This is a genomic window from Citrobacter sp. TBCS-15 (assembly GCF_005280815.1).
Taxonomy (GTDB): domain Bacteria; phylum Pseudomonadota; class Gammaproteobacteria; order Enterobacterales; family Enterobacteriaceae; genus Citrobacter; species Citrobacter werkmanii.
Genome location: NZ_SZWK01000251.1, coordinates 321,901 through 339,671 on the forward strand (window position 1 = coordinate 321,901; position 17,771 = coordinate 339,671).

General features: G+C 54.1%; 14 protein-coding genes. 4 read left to right on the forward strand and 10 right to left on the reverse strand.

All coding sequences use genetic code 11. From position 1 onward, the window contains the following. Positions 1 to 4 precede the first annotated feature (4 nt). A complete protein-coding gene (trmH, locus tag FDW96_RS14395; RefSeq protein WP_042311553.1) occupies positions 5 to 694 on the forward strand; it encodes a tRNA (guanosine(18)-2'-O)-methyltransferase TrmH in 690 nt (229 codons plus the stop codon). A gap of 5 nt (positions 695 to 699) precedes the next feature. Continuing rightward, a complete protein-coding gene (recG, locus tag FDW96_RS14400) occupies positions 700 to 2,781 on the forward strand; it encodes an ATP-dependent DNA helicase RecG (RefSeq protein WP_061380896.1) in 2,082 nt (693 codons plus the stop codon). 39 nt (positions 2,782 to 2,820) lie between these two features. Here recG and gltS read toward each other — a convergent pair whose 3' ends face one another. Beyond that, positions 2,821 to 4,026 (reverse strand): sodium/glutamate symporter, encoded by a 1,206-nt coding sequence (gene gltS / locus FDW96_RS14405; protein ID WP_042311549.1) that lies wholly within the window; start codon positions 4,024 to 4,026, stop codon positions 2,821 to 2,823. Between the two features lie 225 nt (positions 4,027 to 4,251). Between gltS and xanP the strand changes: the two genes are divergently transcribed. Beyond that, positions 4,252 to 5,643 (forward strand): xanthine/proton symporter XanP, encoded by a 1,392-nt coding sequence (gene xanP, locus FDW96_RS14410; protein WP_038635433.1) that lies wholly within the window; start codon positions 4,252 to 4,254, stop codon positions 5,641 to 5,643. Positions 5,644 to 5,764: 121 nt separating this feature from the next. Then, positions 5,765 to 7,474, forward strand: coding sequence for an AsmA family protein (locus FDW96_RS14415; RefSeq protein WP_137365865.1), 1,710 nt, complete (start codon positions 5,765 to 5,767; stop codon positions 7,472 to 7,474). 38 nt (positions 7,475 to 7,512) lie between these two features. Here FDW96_RS14415 and FDW96_RS14420 read toward each other — a convergent pair whose 3' ends face one another. The 9 genes from FDW96_RS14420 to FDW96_RS14460 form a co-directional block, all read right to left on the reverse strand. Next, positions 7,513 to 8,190 (reverse strand): D-lyxose/D-mannose family sugar isomerase, encoded by a 678-nt coding sequence (locus FDW96_RS14420; protein WP_061380894.1) that lies wholly within the window; start codon positions 8,188 to 8,190, stop codon positions 7,513 to 7,515. Beyond that, on the reverse strand, positions 8,171 to 9,070 hold the full coding sequence (locus FDW96_RS14425; RefSeq protein ID WP_137365866.1) for a ketose-bisphosphate aldolase: 900 nt from the start codon (positions 9,068 to 9,070) through the stop codon (positions 8,171 to 8,173). Before FDW96_RS14425 ends, FDW96_RS14420 begins: the two co-directional genes overlap by 20 nt. An 80-nt stretch (positions 9,071 to 9,150) precedes the next feature. Further along, a complete protein-coding gene (locus FDW96_RS14430; protein WP_042311544.1) occupies positions 9,151 to 10,002 on the reverse strand; it encodes a class II fructose-bisphosphate aldolase in 852 nt (283 codons plus the stop codon). Between the two features lie 11 nt (positions 10,003 to 10,013). Beyond that, positions 10,014 to 11,105: a PTS fructose transporter subunit IIC gene (locus tag FDW96_RS14435; protein WP_042311543.1), complete on the reverse strand. Its 1,092-nt coding sequence runs from the start codon at positions 11,103 to 11,105 to the stop codon at positions 10,014 to 10,016. A gap of 26 nt (positions 11,106 to 11,131) precedes the next feature. After that, entirely contained in the window at positions 11,132 to 11,452 is a 321-nt protein-coding gene (locus tag FDW96_RS14440; RefSeq protein WP_042311542.1) for a PTS fructose transporter subunit IIB, read from the reverse strand. A gap of 19 nt (positions 11,453 to 11,471) precedes the next feature. Further along, a complete protein-coding gene (locus FDW96_RS14445; RefSeq protein ID WP_003024008.1) occupies positions 11,472 to 11,942 on the reverse strand; it encodes a PTS sugar transporter subunit IIA in 471 nt (156 codons plus the stop codon). 26 nt (positions 11,943 to 11,968) lie between these two features. Then, positions 11,969 to 13,522 carry a transcription antiterminator gene (locus tag FDW96_RS14450; protein ID WP_042311540.1) on the reverse strand — a complete coding sequence of 518 codons (1,554 nt, stop codon included), beginning with the start codon at positions 13,520 to 13,522 and terminating at the stop codon, positions 11,969 to 11,971. A gap of 321 nt (positions 13,523 to 13,843) precedes the next feature. Next, positions 13,844 to 16,162 (reverse strand): alpha-xylosidase, encoded by a 2,319-nt coding sequence (gene yicI / locus FDW96_RS14455; protein ID WP_137365867.1) that lies wholly within the window; start codon positions 16,160 to 16,162, stop codon positions 13,844 to 13,846. A gap of 10 nt (positions 16,163 to 16,172) precedes the next feature. Then, positions 16,173 to 17,555, reverse strand: a complete 1,383-nt coding sequence (locus FDW96_RS14460) for a glycoside-pentoside-hexuronide family transporter (RefSeq protein ID WP_038635456.1) — start codon at positions 17,553 to 17,555, stop codon at positions 16,173 to 16,175. Positions 17,556 to 17,771: the final 216 nt, after the last annotated feature.

Consider the following 17,771-nt stretch of genomic DNA (forward strand, 5'->3'; position numbering starts at 1 on the left):
AGATATGAACTCAAAACGCTATGAGCGCATTTGCGAAATGCTTGCCAGGCGTCAGCCCGATCTGACCGTCTGCATGGAGCAGGTCCATAAACCTCATAACGTTTCTGCGATCATTCGTACCGCAGACGCTGTCGGCGTACATGAAGTCCACGCCGTCTGGCCGGGTAGTCGTATGCGTACCATGGCCTCTTCTGCCGCGGGCAGTAACAGCTGGGTGCAGGTTAAAACCCACCCGACCATTAGCGATGCGGTCACGCAGTTAAAAAGCCAGGGCATGCAGGTTCTGGCGACCCACCTCTCTGATAAAGCCGTCGATTTCCGCGAAATTGATTACACGCGACCGACTTGCATCCTGATGGGCCAGGAAAAAACCGGTATCACTCAGGAAGCACTCGCTCTGGCGGACCAGGACATCATCATTCCGATGATTGGCATGGTGCAATCGCTGAACGTTTCGGTTGCCTCTGCGCTGATTCTGTACGAAGCACAGCGCCAGCGACAAAATGCTGGCATGTACCGACGAGAAAACAGTATGTTGCCGGAAGATGAACAGCAGCGCTTGCTGTTTGAAGGCGGTTATCCGGTGCTGGCGAATGTCGCTAAGCGCAAAGGACTTCCCTACCCTCACGTAAACACGCAGGGCGAAATTGAAGCCGATGCAACGTGGTGGGCCACTATGCAGTCTGCGAAATAAACGCGATGAAAGGCCGTTTACTGGATGCCATCCCGCTCAACTCTCTGACGGGCGTTGGCGCAGCACAAAGCAGTAAACTGGCGAAAATTGGCTTGCACACCGTGCAGGACCTCCTGCTCCACCTCCCTCTGCGCTACGAAGACCGTACTCATCTGTACCCCATTGGTGAACTGCTGCCGGGCGTCTATGCCACCGTTGAAGGCGAAGTGCTGAACTGCAATATCACTTTCGGTGGCCGCCGGATGATGACCTGCCAGATAAGCGATGGCTCCGGCATTCTCACTATGCGCTTCTTCAACTTCAGCGCAGCAATGAAAAACAGCCTCGCCACCGGGCGTCGGGTACTGGCCTATGGCGAGGCTAAACGTGGCAAGTACGGCGCAGAAATGATCCATCCGGAATACCGCGTACAGGGCGATCTCAACACGCCGGAACTGCAGGAAACGCTCACACCGGTGTATCCGACCACGGAAGGCGTTAAGCAGGCAACGCTGCGCAAACTGACCGATCAGGCGCTGGATCTGCTCGATACCTGCGCCATTGCCGAGCTTTTACCTCCTGAGTTATTGCAAGGCATGATGAGCCTGCCGGAAGCGTTGCGCACATTGCACCGCCCGCCGCCGACGTTACAGCTTAGCGATCTTGAAACCGGGCAACATCCGGCACAGCGGCGCCTGATTCTGGAAGAACTCCTGGCGCACAATCTCAGCATGCTGGCGCTTCGCGCCGGAGCGCAACGTTTTCACGCCCAACCGCTGAGTCCTGACGATCGGCTGAAAGATCAACTGCTGGCGGCGCTCCCCTTTAAGCCAACCGGCGCACAGGCTCGGGTCACTGCCGAAATTGAACGCGATATGGCGCTGGATGTCCCAATGATGCGCCTGGTGCAGGGCGATGTCGGTTCCGGTAAAACGCTGGTGGCAGCACTTGCCGCCCTGCGTGCGATTGCGCATGGTAAGCAGGTGGCGCTGATGGCCCCCACTGAATTGCTGGCTGAACAGCACGCAAATAATTTCCGCAACTGGTTCGAACCTTTGGGCGTTGAAGTGGGTTGGCTGGCGGGTAAGCAAAAAGGTAAAGCACGCCAGGCACAGCAGGAAGCCATCGCCAGCGGTCAGGTACAGATGATTGTCGGCACGCACGCAATTTTCCAGGAACAAGTTCAGTTCAACGGGCTGGCGCTGGTGATTATCGACGAACAGCACCGTTTTGGCGTGCATCAGCGTCTGGCGCTGTGGGAGAAAGGCCAGCTGCAGGGTTTCCACCCACACCAGCTCATTATGACCGCCACCCCGATCCCGCGTACGCTGGCCATGACCGCCTATGCCGATCTCGACACGTCTGTCATTGACGAACTGCCGCCAGGGCGTACGCCGGTCACCACGGTGGCTATCCCCGACACCCGCCGTAGCGACATCATTGACCGTGTGCGCAACGCCTGTACCCACGAAGGGCGTCAGGCGTACTGGGTTTGTACGTTAATCGAGGAGTCTGATTTATTAGAAGCTCAGGCGGCAGAAGCCACGTGGGAAGAACTTAAGCTTGCCTTACCAGAGTTGAATATTGGTCTGGTGCATGGGCGCATGAAGCCCGCCGAGAAGCAGTCGGTGATGGCCGCCTTTAAGCAGGGTGAATTACATCTGCTGGTCGCCACCACGGTGATTGAAGTGGGTGTGGACGTGCCAAACGCCAGCCTGATGATCATTGAAAACCCGGAGCGATTAGGCCTGGCGCAGCTGCACCAGTTGCGTGGCCGCGTAGGCCGCGGCGCCGTGGCTTCCCACTGCGTCCTGCTCTACAAATCGCCGCTGTCAAAAACGGCGCAGAAACGCCTGCAGGTTCTGCGGGACAGCAATGACGGGTTCGTGATTGCACAAAAAGATTTAGAGATCCGCGGACCCGGCGAGCTGTTAGGTACGCGCCAGACCGGAACGGCAGAATTCAAAGTAGCGGATTTATTGCGCGATCAGGCTATTATTCCGGAAGTTCAGCGTATAGCCCGCCATATTCACGAACGTTATCCGCAACAGGCTGCCGCGCTGATAGAGCGCTGGATGCCGGAAACCGAACGTTACTCCAACGCATAATCGACTTATCGCGGCGGATGTTACTCCGCCGCACAGCCGTTATTGCGCAAAAATCGGCAGCAGCAGATACAGTTTAATCACTAACGCGTTGACGATATCAATAAAGAACGCCCCCACCATCGGCACCACCAGGAACGCCATATGGGATGGCCCAAAGCGTTCGGTAATTGCCTGCATGTTAGCAATCGCCGTTGGCGTCGCGCCGAGGCCAAAACCGCAGTGGCCGGCAGCCAAAACAGCGGCATCATAGTTTTTACCCATCATGCGCCAGGTAACAAATACCGCGTACAACGCCATAAAAATCGTCTGCACGACCAGTATCGCCAGCATCGGCAACGCCAGAGATGCCAGCTCCCACAGTTTCAGGCTCATCAGCGCCATCGCCAGGAACAGCGACAGGCTCACGTTGCCCAGCACTGAAACCGCCCGTTCAAACACCCGATAAAAGCCCATGAGCGCCAGGCCATTACTGAGGATCACACCAACAAACAGCACGCAGACGAAAGTCGGCAGTTCGAGCACCGTTCCGACCAGCATTTGCGCAACGATTTTACCCACCGTCAGACAGATAGCGATCAGCGCGATAGTTTCAATCAGCACCAGCGAAGTGATTATGCGTCCCACATCCGGCTTTTCAAACGCGGTCGGCACAGCCTGATCGTCCGGCATACCGTCAGGCGTGGTGGAGTGTTTAACCAGATAGCGTGCCACCGGGCCACCAATCAGTCCCCCCAACACCAGACCAAACGTTGCGCAAGCCATTGCGACTTCAGTCGCATTGGCAAAACCGTAGCGCTCAATAAACAACTTACTCCACGCAGCCCCGGTTCCGTGTCCGCCAGAAAGCGTTATCGAACCTGCAATCAGGCCCATCAACGGATCCAGGCCCAGCAGGCTCGCCATACCGATACCGATGGCGTTCTGCATCAACAGCAGTCCCACAACGACAATCAGAAAAATACCCACCACGCGGCCACCGGCGCGCAGGCTGGCGATATTAGCGTTCAGGCCGATGGTAGCGAAGAACGCCAGCATCAGCGGATCGCGCAGGGTCATATCGAAGTTTACTTCCCAGCCCATGCTTTTTTTCAGCACCAGCAACGCAATCGCCACCAGCAATCCACCGGCTACAGGTTCGGGAATGGTGTATTTTTTCAGGAAGGAGACAGACTGGACGAGCTTACGTCCCAGCAGCAAAACAAGGGTTGCCGCAACCAGAGTAGATAACGTATCGAGATAAAACATTTACAGCTCCATTAGTGCGTTTAGCACAATCACGCACGATGCATTCCAGACCGATTTTTAGCTCTTATTGAGTTTTCGGGGTGGATTTTAAGCAGAAAATGATGAAAAGTTATATAAAAAAGTTTGTTTATCCGTTTTAAATATTAAGAATAACTGCTGGCAAACGTTTGCTTTTCCGCCCTGGTCAGATAAAATCACCGCTTTTCCACCATGGGATTGCCTCTGATGTCCGTTAACGCCGTAGAGTCAACAAATGCGCAACCGGTTGCGCAGACTCACAACAGTGAACTGATTTACCGTCTTGAAGATCGCCCCCCGCTAGCCCAGACCCTGTTTGCCGCCTGTCAGCACCTGCTGGCCATGTTCGTTGCGGTGATCACCCCGGCGCTGTTAATTTGCCAGGCGCTCGGTTTACCGGCTCAGGATACTCAACACATTATCAGTATGTCGCTGTTCGCTTCCGGCGTAGCTTCTATCATTCAGATCAAAGCCTGGGGGCCGGTTGGTTCCGGACTGTTATCTATTCAGGGCACCAGCTTTAATTTTGTTGCGCCGCTGATTATGGGTGGCACGGCGCTAAAAACCGGTGGCGCAGATGTCCCAACCATGATGGCGGCCCTGTTCGGTACGCTGATGTTGGCGAGCTGTACTGAAATGGTAATCTCGCGTGTACTGCATCTGGCGCGGCGGATTATTACCCCGCTGGTCTCAGGCGTGGTGGTGATGATTATCGGCCTGTCGCTGATTCAGGTGGGTCTGACGTCGATTGGCGGTGGTTATGCCGCAATGAGTGATAACACCTTTGGCGCACCGAAGAATTTACTGCTGGCCGGCGTCGTGCTGGCGCTGATCATCCTGCTTAACCGCCAACGCAACCCGTACCTGCGTGTTGCGTCCCTGGTGATTGCGATGGCGGCAGGCTACCTGCTGGCCTGGTTTATGGACATGCTGCCGCAAAATACCGCACCGGTAAGCCAGGACCTGATCATGGTGCCAACGCCGTTGTACTACGGCCTCGGCATCGACTGGAGCTTACTGCTGCCGCTGATGCTGGTCTTTATGATTACGTCGCTGGAAACCATCGGTGATATTACGGCGACCTCCGATGTTTCCGAACAGCCCGTTTCTGGTCCGCTGTACATGAAACGCCTGAAAGGTGGCGTGCTGGCGAACGGTCTGAACTCGTTTGTTTCCGCTGTGTTCAATACCTTCCCGAACTCTTGTTTTGGACAGAACAATGGGGTCATTCAGTTAACAGGCGTAGCCAGTCGTTACGTCGGTTTTGTGGTGGCGCTGATGCTGATCGCACTGGGCCTGTTCCCGGCAGTCAGCGGTTTTGTACAGCATATTCCTGAACCGGTACTGGGCGGCGCAACCCTGGTAATGTTCGGTACTATCGCCGCATCTGGTGTGCGTATTGTGTCTCGCGAGCCGCTGAACCGCCGCGCTATTTTGATTATTGCGCTGTCGCTGGCCGTTGGCCTGGGTGTCTCCCAGCAGCCGCTGATTCTGCAATTTGCCCCGGATTGGGTGAAAAATCTGCTCTCTTCTGGCATTGCCGCAGGCGGTATCACCGCTATCGTTCTGAATCTGGTGTTCCCACCAGAGAAGCAATAAGCAAAATGCGGCGTTGGTTCTGAATCAACGCCGCTGTAACGCTCTTTCACCATTCCCGCCTTGAGCATTGCCTCTAAATCGTGCATAACTTGACTATGTGCACTTCGCGGGATGGAAGACCATGAAATTTATTGGAAAGCTGCTTCTTTACGTGCTGATCGCCTGTGCAGTGGCGATTCTCGGCCTTTATTTTCTACTGCAAACCCGTTGGGGCGCAGAGCACGTCAGCGCCTGGGTCTCGGAGAACAGCAGCTATCATCTGGCATTTGATGCTATCGATCACCGGTTTTCTTCCCCTTCCCATATTCTGCTGGAAAACGTCACCTTTGGTCGCGATGGTCAGCCCGCAACGCTGGTCGCTAAAACAGTCGACATCGGGCTGAGCAGTCGCCAAATCACCGACCCGTTGCACGTAGACACTATCCTTTTGCAAAACGGCACGCTGAATCTGTCCCAACAAACCGCACCGCTGCCGTTCCAGGCCGATCGCCTGCAGTTACAGGATATGGCGCTCAACAGCCCCGGCAGCGAGTGGAACCTGAGCGCCCAGCGCGTGAACGGCGGCGTGATTCCCTGGAGCCCTGAGGCAGGTAAAATTCTCGGCAGCAAAGCACAAATTCAGCTCAGCGCCAGCTCATTGACGCTGAACGATGTCCCCACCACCAACGTATTGATTGAAGGCAGTATTGACCATGGTCGGGTGATGCTAAGTAATATTGGCGCAGACGTCGCGCGTGGCGCATTAACCGGCGTGGCGCAGCGCAATACCGACGGTAGCTGGGTGGTAGAGAATCTGCGCCTGAACGATATCCGGCTGCAAAGTGATAAATCGCTGGCCGACTTTTTTGCGCCGCTAACCACTATTCCATCCTTGCAAATTGGTCGTCTGGAAGTGACGGATGCCCGTCTGCAAGGTCCTGACTGGGCGGTCACGGATCTCGATCTGAGCTTGCGCAACATGACGTTTAGCAAAGATGACTGGCAAACACAGGAAGGAAAACTGTCGATGAACGCCAGCGAGTTTATCTACGGTTCACTGCATTTCTTCGATCCGATTCTGAACGCCGAGTTCTCGCCGCAGGGCATTGCGCTGCGCCAGTTCACGACCCGCTGGGAAGGGGGAATGCTCAGAACATCCGGAAACTGGATCCGTAACAACAAAGCGCTGGTTCTCGACGATGCCGCAATTGCCGGCCTGGAATATACGCTACCGGAAAACTGGAAACAGCTATGGATGAAGCCTCTGCCAGCCTGGCTAAACAGCCTGACGCTGAAGAAATTCAGCGCCAGCCGTAATCTGGTGATCGACATCGACCCGGCCTTCCCGTGGCAACTCACCGCACTGGACGGTTACGGCGCTAACCTCGGACTGGTACAGAATAATCAGTGGGGGGTCTGGAGCGGTAATGCCACGCTCAACGCTGCAGCTGCCACCTTTAATCGCACCGACGTGCGCCGTCCTTCGCTGGCGCTAACGGCGAACAACAGTACTATCAATATCAGCGAACTAAGCGCCTATACAGAAAAAGGGCTGCTGGAGGCCACCGCCAGCATTTCGCAACTGCCTCAGCGTCAGGCACAGGTCAGCCTGAACGGGCGCGGCGTGCCAATGACTATCCTGCAACAGTGGGGCTGGCCCTCACTGCCGCTTTCCGGTGACGGTAACATTCAGCTCACCGCCAGCGGCAACATTCAGGCCGATACGTCGCTCAAGCCCACAGTCAACGGCCAGTTACATGCGGTGAATGCAGAGAAACAGCAGGTCACGCAGACCATGCAGGCGGGTGTGGTATCAGGTAGTAACGTTATCGCCCCACCCGTTGCGCAGTGATTATTGCCCGGTGGCGCTTTGCTTACCGGGCCTACCGCTCATAAACGCATATATTCACTGCATAATAACCATTTCACCGGCTCGTCTTCTTCTATCGTCGGGAAACGACCGCCCGGTTCAAGGAAGTGATTGTCATGCTGGTCGTCATTGACCATCGAGATTTCCCAGCCCAGCACAAAAGCTTTCTCAGCCCAGAAACGATGATACAACCGCGGCGGCAGACACACGCCCTGCCCCGGTTTTAGCACCAACGTATCACCGGATTTAACGGTACGCCGCTGGCCATCGACGCTAATCTCAACAATGCGCCGGGTATCATATTCGTCATCGGGCGTGGACCACGCCAGCTGCATACACAAATCACCGCCGCCGCGGTTAACGATATCTTCCATCTTATGGCGATGAAAATGCCACGGTGTTTGTTGATCCTGCTGAATTTGCAGCATCTTTTCGGCATACGGTTTGGGGTAACCCGCTGAACCCATCAGACCATTGCGCAACGTCAGTAACGTCAGCCCCGTTTGCGCAAAATCTCCGCGCCCAAAGTCAGTAACGTCCCAACCCAGCTGGAGATCGCGCACTTCACGCCACAAAGTGGCGTCCTGTTGCCGCCAGGCGTCGACCGTAAAATACGCAAAATCTGGCAGACAGACCCGAAAAGTCTCGGCGATGGCATGTGCTTTATCGATGACATAATTAATGTGTGAACGCTTCATTGCACTTTTCCTTGTTGCGAAAGAGGCGGGTCTCCCCNCCAGTTGAGCCAAACAGTTTCATTTTGTGGCGAATCACGTCCCGCGCAGCGCTGATGGCTTCCGGGTAGATGACGTTCGGGTCCCACCAGGTCTCTTTTGCCAGGATTTCTCGGACTTTCTGGAAGTAGGCGTATTTCATATCGCTGGAAATGTTGATTTTGCCCACGCCGAGCGTGACGGATTCAGCGATTTCCGCATCCGGGTTCGCTGAACCGCCATGCAGCACCAGTGGAATGTCCACCCGCCCGGCGATATCGCGCAGGATGTTCATTTGCAGCTCTGGCTGCATCCCTTTCGGGTAGATCCCGTGCGCGGTACCAATCGCCACTGCCAGCGTATCGGCCCCGGTACGGGCGATAAAATCCTGCGCCTGGGCGGGATCGGTGTAAGTAACCTTCGACACACCGCCTTCCACGGACGTTCCGGTCTGGCCAATCGTTCCCAGCTCGCCTTCAACCGAAACGCCCACCGCATGCGCCAGCTTGACCACTTCACGGGTTAACGCCACGTTTTCTTCATACGGCAGCAGCGAGCCATCAATCATCACCGAGGTAAATCCACATTGAATCGCCCGCAGAACATGCTCTACCGAAGCGCCGTGATCCAAATGCAAAGTGAACGGGACCGGGCTACGCAGGGTGATATCTCGCACATAGCTAAAGAACGCATCGCCGAGGAAATCATGTTCGCTGGGGTGAATGGAGATAATCGCCGGGGTGTTGGTCGCTTCCGCTTCTTCTACCACTGCACGTACAAAGCAGCTATCCGCCACGTTGAATGCGCCGACGGCAAAACCGTGCTGACGGGTCGGTTGCAGTAATTCTTTCATCGAAACTAACATGTTAATTCTCCAGTTTCAGGGTGTAGAAAGCCCTGCCAGTGCGTCATCGCAGAGGCATAAAAGGCGTTACAGAAAATGAATCAGGCTTTGCCGATAGCGCCGCTGGCCTGTAGATACGGAATAATGGCTTCCTCGCAGGCCTGCTCCATCAGAGCCAGGGCATCAACAAGTTCGCAGGATGTGTCGCGACATAGGGTATGCAATAGCGCGGCCTTTCCGGCTTCGAAAACCGCCGCGCCAACGTTAATCTTGGCAACGCCGAACGTCGGGCAGCGCTGTAGCTGGTCAAACGGCGTCCCGCTACCGCCATGCAGCGCCAGCGGCACCGTTGATAAACGGGCGATTTCCTCCAGCCGTTGGAAATCAATGGCTGGCGTTACGCCCGGCGCGTACATACCGTGCGCCGTACCGACCGACACCGCCAGTAAATCAATCCCGGTCTGTTGGATAAATGGCTCCACGTCAGCGGCCTGAGTCATCAAATCAGCGTTAGCGGCATGGTCATAACGCGGGGCGTCAGCCAGGTGGCCCAACTCGCCTTCCACGCACAGAGAAACGCTGGCTGCGAGCTCGACCACCGCCCGGGTCTGGCGAATGTTTTCTTCCAGGGCAAAGGCGGAGGCGTCGATCATTAACCCACTGAATCCGGCGCGAAAAGCCTGGCGGATGCGTACAGGATCCTTTCCATGATCTAACGCCAGCGCGATCGGTACCGAAGCTTCCTCTGCCAGCGTTTTAACCACCGCCGCCGCTATCGGTGCCGGAAAATGGTCCAGGTGCCCCTGATACAGATTCAGAATGATGGGCGCACGGTGTTTCTCTGCTACCCGCACCGCCGCACGGGCGCTTTCCAGGTTCATACAGTTGATAGCCAACAGCGCATACTGCCCGCGCCAGGCTTTCGTCACCATGCTTTTCATATCGGCAAACATACGGCCTCCGGTTATTCCAGGGTGAAGGTGATCTCTTCGTCTTTCAGCTTTTGATCGCTGAGCTCATCAAACTCTTCGTCACGCTCGGTTACCGGTTTCTTCCACAGCGAGAGCATAACGCCGCAAATCACTGTCCCGATCCCCAGCGCCAGGCAAAACAGCAGTGGATGCGTAAAGAGTGGAACCACAAACATGCCGCCGTGCGGTACCGGGCTTTCGACACCCCATACCATAATCAGGCCACCCGCTATCGCCGAGGCCACCACACAGGAGCCCACCACGCGCAGCAGATCACGCGCCGCAATCGGAATAACGCCTTCAGTTATCATGCAGATCCCCATCGGGAATGCCGCTTTCAGCGCCTCACGTTCCGCACGGGTATACTTGTGGCGCGTGAGCAGGAAGGAGAGCGTAATGCCGAACGGAGGGATTATCGAACCGACAAACTTCACCGCTTCGGGGCCATACACGCCGCTGACCAACATGCCGTCAGCGAACAGCGACATGGTTTTATTCACCGGCCCCCCGAAGTCGAACGTCGCCATTGCGCCGAGAATGGCGCCCATCAGGAAGCGTGACCCGCCTTGCATGGACTCCAGCAGATGAATTAGCGCGTCCTGCAGCCAGGCTATCGGCTTGCCAATCAGCGTCATCATCAGCAACCCGCCGATGACGGTGCTCAATACGGGCAGCACCATGATGGGCATCAGACCCTGCATCGACTGCGGTAAACGGATATAGCGTTTAAGCAGCAGGACGGTATAGCCAACCAGAAAGCCGCCCAGCATCCCACCAATAAAACCGGTATGAATTTCGCCGCAGACAAAGCCGACAATCAGACCCGGCGCGAATCCGGGGCGATCGGCAATGGAGTACGCAATCGCCGCGCTTATCAGCGGCACGATTAACCCCATCCCCCAGCCGCCAATCTGGTTGAGCATCCAGGGTATAGTTCCTGTTTTTTCGCCTACGTTAGTGCCACCAAGTATTTGCCCGAGAGCAATACAGATCCCGGCGGCTACAATTAACGGGATCATCCACGAAATCCCCGTTAATAAATGTTTTTTTATTTCCTGAGATAGCGGAATTTTATTTTCACTCATGTGAAATCCCTCCAGAATGAGGATCGCTACTGGTTAGTATTAACTAATGATTTTTCGACCTTTTCAAGAAACTGAATGGGCGATTTTATGACGATTTCGGTTTTTACTCGCACAATACGTTTATTTGAGAATCGTTCCTCCCCTTTTATTTTGACATCGACGGCAAGAATCACGACATCCGCGGCAGAAATATCATCTGCCAGCAGTTCGTTTTCCGTTCCGATGGTGCCCTGGGTTTCAACTTTTATATTATGCCCAAGCGCTTTAGCACCTTTAATTAATTTTTCGCGGGCAATATAGGTGTGCGCAATACCAGCCGTACAGGCGGCAACACAAACAATATTCATAACATGCTCCACATTTTATTTAGCAGACATTGGATTCAGCATATTGACTAAACAGCTCAATAATTTTTTGTGGACTACTTTCAACTAAGAGTTGTTCAATAATGTCATCATCCGCTAGCGCGCCGGCAACCTGCGAGAGCAGACGAATATGGGTCGTGTTTTGATCTTCAAGACGTACGGCAAACAGAATGATGCAGCGCACATTGCTGCCGTCCAGGGTTTCCCAGGGAATATCCTGGCGGGTACGACCAATTGCCAGGGTGGTATTAACTACCGCCGAGGATTTCCCGTGGGGGATCGCAATATGATTTTCGAATCCGGTCGAGCCTTCGGACTCGCGCTGCCAGACATCCTGGATAAATGTTTCCCGACAGCTAATTGCCCCATCCTTTTGCAGAATATCAGTAAGTTCCTCAATAGCCTCCGTTTTGTTCGTAGCCTTCATATCCAAAATAACGCGATTTGTATTGAGAATTTTCGTGATGTCCATCAATCATACCTCATGGAGTTCAGACATTAATTTTCAACGACCAGCGATGTCGCCCGATGTAATTTTTCCGTAATAACCGTTTCCGTTACCCGCTTAATATCCGCATCATTGAAAAAGGCGGTGACATACACGACCGGCATAGCAATGGCGGGCAAATTAATGGTCGATACCACCAGCTCAATATCGTCCGTCAGTACGGAGGGCAAACTGCCAGCTGACACCACGCCGACAATCGTCCAGTCCGGAAAGGCGCGCAGAATGCGGCTTTTAAGTAAATGCGAGGTGCCAATCCCGGTTGAGCAGACTAACAACACCCGCTTACGCGCTATCTGGCGCTCCATTGCGGCCTGAAAATGGACGGTTAAGTATCCCACTTCATCTTCCGAAACGGCCCGCTCTCCCCAACCGCTAAATACCCTATTCACTGCACATTGGGTCAGACGCCAGACGTCCTGCAACTCGCCTTTAATATCCTCCAGCAGCGGATTACGAATGCGGATCTGGTAGTTCAGGCGGTTAATCAGCGGCTTAATATGGATTAGCAATCCGTCATACAGCGCAGTATCCTGGCTGAGATCGCTGTCGACCATCTCGGCGAAGATGGCAATCAGTCGATGGGTAATCAAGCGCGCTTCGTCGCTGGAGTGCATATGACCAATTACGCTCACATCATTATGTTCTTCAATCACCACGCCGGACGAGATAATGTATTGATAGATAAACCAGACTTCGTCTTCCGGCAGTGGGTGAGCGATGCGTTTTTCGATATGCTGAATCATACGACTGGCAATAGAAAAAATATTCTCGTCGCATGAGGTGATGTTTTCATCTTTTCTCGGCAGCGCATTTCCGCGCGTGATGCGGTACATCATGATCAAAATATGGGTGAAGATATTGACGTAATAAGGCTCCCCCAATGACCAACACAGGTCGTTCTCCATTTCCTGCAGCAGCGTCTGGACAAATAAAACGTCTTCCTCGCCGAAGTAATGCACTAACGCTTTATAGCTGCCGGGATCAAGACGCGAATACACCATGCTGCCGGGTTCATTATGGTTAATCACACCGTTAATCAGCGATGCCATCGCCTGGCGCACGCTGCTCTCACTACCTTCAATGTGCGTGCCGCTTTGACTGCGGATCAGCGATAACCCCAATGGCGCTATCCAGGATTCAATCACTTTCAGATCGTTAACAATCGATGCGCTACTGATGAAATAACGTTCAGATAATTTACTGATCGACGTTTCATGCGGCGTTTCGCTTAATAATTGCGATGCTATTTTGACGCGCCGCGAATTATTCATCATGCCGTCAGTATCATCACCCTCGCTCCCTAATAACTGATCCAGATACAACAGATCAGTAATATTATCGGCGCTTAATATTACGCCTGCGCCAGTACGCTTATCGATGGCTATTTTCCATTCCGCTAACCATGGTTCCAGTAACCGCAGATCGCGCTGGACTGTTTTCTCTGAAACAGCCAAATATTCGGCAATTTTCAGTAGCGTGACATATTCCTTCCGGGACAGGAGGAATTTTAATAATCTGTTTTGTCGCGAGGTAATCATTTGCATTATTTACCCTTATCACACACCAGATTAAATATCTAAAGAAGCGTTTATGCTCCACGTGTAATCCGTGATGATAAATATAAGAGGACTGCGATGCGCCAACAATACTAAATCGTGTCCTGTATTCCGGACAGAAATAAGACAAAACGGGGAAATAGTGAGATATTTACGGCGCAGATCACATTTTTTACGGGAATTAGAGTGATAGCGCTCGCAAATATGGGTAGGTAATTTTTTAAGTCAGAATATTTTTGATTTTCAGATCTGGAACGCTGCTCGCATCGTGGGCCGGATAAAATGCATCCGGCACCACGTCGGCTACATTTACAGGGTAATCGTCAGCCCGTCACCTTCAGGGGTCACCACTACGCCCCACTCGTTGCTGGCATGTGAACCGCCCTTCACGCTGCTAACTTGCGGGATATTACGCAGGCACAACGTCCAGTTATGCGCTTCACCGCGACCTTGTACGGTAATGCTGTTACCCGTGCGTATCGCTTTCAGCGTGAAGATAACCGAGCCGTCCATCGATGGTACTTCACAGACCGCTTCCCTACCTTCTTGCAGATGGAACAACTGGAATGCGGTCTCTTCATGCCACGCGTAGTCCGGCTTCTGGTTATTACTGCCCAGCGCCAGTAAGGTATTGTCGCGCACGTACACCGGCAGGCTCAGGAAATCGTGCTGCTGTTTATGCCAACGGCTGCCCCGAATTTCGTCGTTGTGCCACAGATGCGTCCAACGCCCTTCCGGCAGGTAGAACTGCACATCACCGACTTCGGAAAACACTGGCGCCACCATTACCGAGTCACCCAGCATATACTGGCGGTCGAGATAATCGCATGCAGGATCGTCCGGGAACTCCAGCATCATTGCGCGCATCATCGGCGTTCCGAGCTCATTGGCGCGCGCTGCTTCGCGATACAGGTACGGCATCATGCGGCACTTCATTTCGGTGAAGTAGCGCACCACGTCGCAGGACTCTTCGTCGTACGCCCATGGCACACGGTAGGATTTGCTGCCATGCAGACGGCTGTGGCTGGAGAGCAGCCCGAATGCACACCAGCGCTTATAGACGTCCGCAGGGGCGGTGTTTTCGAAGCCGCCGATGTCATGACTCCAGAAGCCAAAGCCGGAGAGACCAATGGACAGGCCGCCGCGCAGGCTTTCGGCCATCGATTCATAGTTGGCGTAGCAGTCGCCACCCCAGTGCACCGGGAACTGTTGTGCGCCCACGGAGGCTGAACGGGCGAACAGCACCGCCTCTTCTTCACCGACGGTCTCTTTCAGCACGTTCCACACCAGCTCATTGTAAATATAGGCGTAGTGGTTGTGCATTTTCTGCGGGTCAGCCTCGTTGAACCAGCGCACGTCGGTCGGAATACGCTCGCCGAAATCAGTTTTGAAGCAGTCCACGCCCATCTCTACCAGGCCTTTCAGCTTATCGGCATACCATTCGCAAGCTTCCGGGTTGGTGAAGTCATAAATCGCCAGCCCCGGCTGCCATTTATCCCACTGCCAGACGGAACCGTCCGGGCGCTTGAGCAGATAACCTTTCTCTTTCAGCTCCTTGAAAACAGGTGATTTCTGGCCGATGTACGGGTTGATCCATACGCAGACCTTCAGGCCTTTTTCTTTCAGGCGGCGGATCATGCCTTCCGGGTCCGGGAAGGTCTGCGGGTCCCACTCAAAGTCGCACCACTGGAAAGCCTTCATCCAGAAGCAGTCGAAGTGGAAAACGTGCAGCGGCAGGTTGCGCTCCGCCATGCCGTCGATAAAGCTGTTTACCGTCGCTTCGTCGTAGTTGGTAGTGAACGAGGTGGTGAGCCACAGGCCAAATGACCAGGCTGGCGGCAGCGCCGGACGACCGGTAAAGCGGGTATAGCGATCCAGCACCGCTTTCGGCGTCGGGCCGTCGATGACGAAATATTCCAGATACTCGCTTTCGACGCTGAACTGCACTTTCGACACTTTCTCAGAACCGATTTCAAACGACACGCACTGCGGATGGTTCACCAGCACGCCGTAGCCACGGTTGGTGATATAGAACGGGATATTCTTGTAAGACTGCTCGGTACTGGTGCCGCCATCGCGGTTCCAGGTCTCTACCGTCTGCCCATTACGTACCAGCGCGGTAAAGCGCTCGCCCAGCCCGTACACCGTTTCACCGACGCCCAGATCCAGGCGCTCGAACATGTAATTGCGTCCGCTGTTGACGTCCTGTACATAGCCGTTGTTTTTCAACTGGCTGCCGGTAATACGTTCACCGTTGCGCAGGAAATCCAGCGACCAGAGCTCGCCTTTGGTGACGCGAACGCTCAAATTACCGCTCTTCAGCTCAGCGAACTCAGAGGTGTTCTGCATCTCAACCTTTACGTCCTGCTGCACGTTCAGCGGGTAATGCGGACCGGTATCCAGCGCACCCTGGAAGTGCTCCATCCGGACACCTACCACGCCTTCCTGCGGCGAGAAAAGGCGCAGCGTGAACAACGGGGTATCGAGTTGCCAGGTCCGTTCACGCACGTCACGCGGCGCAACGTAGACCAGCATCTCATTACCTTGCTGTTCAACCTCGAACACCTGGATTGGATTAATCACATTCAGACCAGGCTGAATCAGCCAGTTTCCGTCGCTAATTTTCATAATCGGTTCCTTAGTTCTGTAATTCTTTCGTCGTAAAATCCTGCTGATTACGGTGTGCCCCCTGTGCCAGTTGACGCATAATTTCAGTCAGATACGGGGTTTTCAGGGTGTAGAAGCGTTTGGCGATCACAGCACTCAGCAGGTAACAAATAGCCGGAATAAGGGTGAACAATGCAATGATGATGGTGATGGTGGCGCTGTTTTGCGTTTTCGCCGCGGCATCGTAGCCACCGCCTGCCAGCATCCAGCCGATCAGCGCCCCGCCAAGCGCCAGACCCAGTTTGAGCACGAACAACGTTCCCGCAAAGCTGATCCCCGTCAGACGTTTGCCGTTACACCACTCCCCGTAATCGACGGTGTCGGACATCATGACCCACTGGATTGGCGTCACGAGCTGATGCAGGACGCCAATCACGAAGATAAAGACAAACATGGTGATGTTGGCGTGCATCGGTACGAAGAACATCGCCACGCTGATGACGGCCAGCAGGGCGTTCGTCCACCAGAAGACGCTAACTTTGCATTTCCAGTCGGTCAGTGGTTTTGCCAGCGCAGAGCCAATCAGGTTGCCGACACAATAGGTGGTGAGGAAGGCGACAAATACTTCCGGTGTGCCCAAAATCCAGGTAACGTAATACATCATCGCGCCGCCGCGAATGCAGACCGCCATAATGTTGAGGATGGTGAGTAAGCCGACAATACGCCACTGGTCGTTCTGCCAGATGTCGCGCAGGTCTTCACGCATTGAATTGTTGGTTGGCGGCGCTTCAACACGTTCTTTGGTGGTGAAGAAGCAGAATGCGAGCATCAGGAACGCCACAACCGAGAGCACTGCGATTCCTCCCTGGAAGCCCAGGGCCTTGTTTTCACCGCCAATCAGCTTTACCAGCGGCATCATCAGGACGGTGGAGAGCATGCCGCCCGCCGTCGCCAGCACAAAGCGCCACGATTGCAGGGAGATACGTTGCGTCGGGTCATTGGTGATCACGCCGCCCAGCGCGCAATAAGGGATATTCACCACGGTATAAAGCAGGGTTAACAGCGTATAGGTGATGACGGCATAAATCATTTTGCCGTGCAGGCTGAAGTCGGGCGTGCTGTAGGCGAGAACACAAACCAGACCAAACGGCAGCGCGCCAAACAGCACCCACGGACGAAACTTCCCCCAACGTGAACGGGTACGGTCAGCAAGCAGCCCCATGCAGGGGTCTGAGATGGCATCCAGCGCGCGGGCCAGTAAGAACATCGTGCCGACAAATCCGGCCGGGATACCAAAGATATCGGTATAAAAGAACATCATATATAACATGACGTTATCGAAGATGATGTGGCTGGCGGCATCGCCCATGCCGTAACCAATCTTCTCCTTAACAGACAGAATCTCACTTTTCATTACGCATCCTTGTTGGCACTTTCACACGCACTGGTACCGGTTACAGTTCTTGTAAACCATCCCTGTGAGCGCGGGTATTCCGATATCTCGTTATCAAATTACGATTCTTGTTTTCTGTGATCGGAGTAGCGTCTAAAAATATGTCTAATTGTAAGTGATGGATTTTGTAGAGATTTATTTGAAAGGGGTCATGGTAAGGAGAAACGGAAGTTAAAA

Excerpts from the sequence above, each read along its gene's own strand:
- trmH (WP_042311553.1), top strand. The coding sequence starts at position 5 with ATGAACTCAAAACGCTATGAGCGCATTTGCGAAATGCTTGCCAGGCGT.
- recG (WP_061380896.1), top strand. The coding sequence starts at position 700 with ATGAAAGGCCGTTTACTGGATGCCATCCCGCTCAACTCTCTGACGGGC.
- gltS (WP_042311549.1), bottom strand. The coding sequence starts at position 4,026 with ATGTTTTATCTCGATACGTTATCTACTCTGGTTGCGGCAACCCTTGTT.
- xanP (WP_038635433.1), top strand. The coding sequence starts at position 4,252 with ATGTCCGTTAACGCCGTAGAGTCAACAAATGCGCAACCGGTTGCGCAG.
- FDW96_RS14415 (WP_137365865.1), top strand. The coding sequence starts at position 5,765 with ATGAAATTTATTGGAAAGCTGCTTCTTTACGTGCTGATCGCCTGTGCA.
- FDW96_RS14420 (WP_061380894.1), bottom strand. The coding sequence starts at position 8,190 with ATGAAGCGTTCACACATTAATTATGTCATCGATAAAGCACATGCCATC.
- FDW96_RS14430 (WP_042311544.1), bottom strand. The coding sequence starts at position 10,002 with ATGTTTGCCGATATGAAAAGCATGGTGACGAAAGCCTGGCGCGGGCAG.
- FDW96_RS14435 (WP_042311543.1), bottom strand. The coding sequence starts at position 11,105 with ATGAGTGAAAATAAAATTCCGCTATCTCAGGAAATAAAAAAACATTTA.
- FDW96_RS14440 (WP_042311542.1), bottom strand. The coding sequence starts at position 11,452 with ATGAATATTGTTTGTGTTGCCGCCTGTACGGCTGGTATTGCGCACACC.
- FDW96_RS14445 (WP_003024008.1), bottom strand. The coding sequence starts at position 11,942 with ATGGACATCACGAAAATTCTCAATACAAATCGCGTTATTTTGGATATG.
- FDW96_RS14450 (WP_042311540.1), bottom strand. The coding sequence starts at position 13,522 with ATGCAAATGATTACCTCGCGACAAAACAGATTATTAAAATTCCTCCTG.
- yicI (WP_137365867.1), bottom strand. The coding sequence starts at position 16,162 with ATGAAAATTAGCGACGGAAACTGGCTGATTCAGCCTGGTCTGAATGTG.
- FDW96_RS14460 (WP_038635456.1), bottom strand. The coding sequence starts at position 17,555 with ATGAAAAGTGAGATTCTGTCTGTTAAGGAGAAGATTGGTTACGGCATG.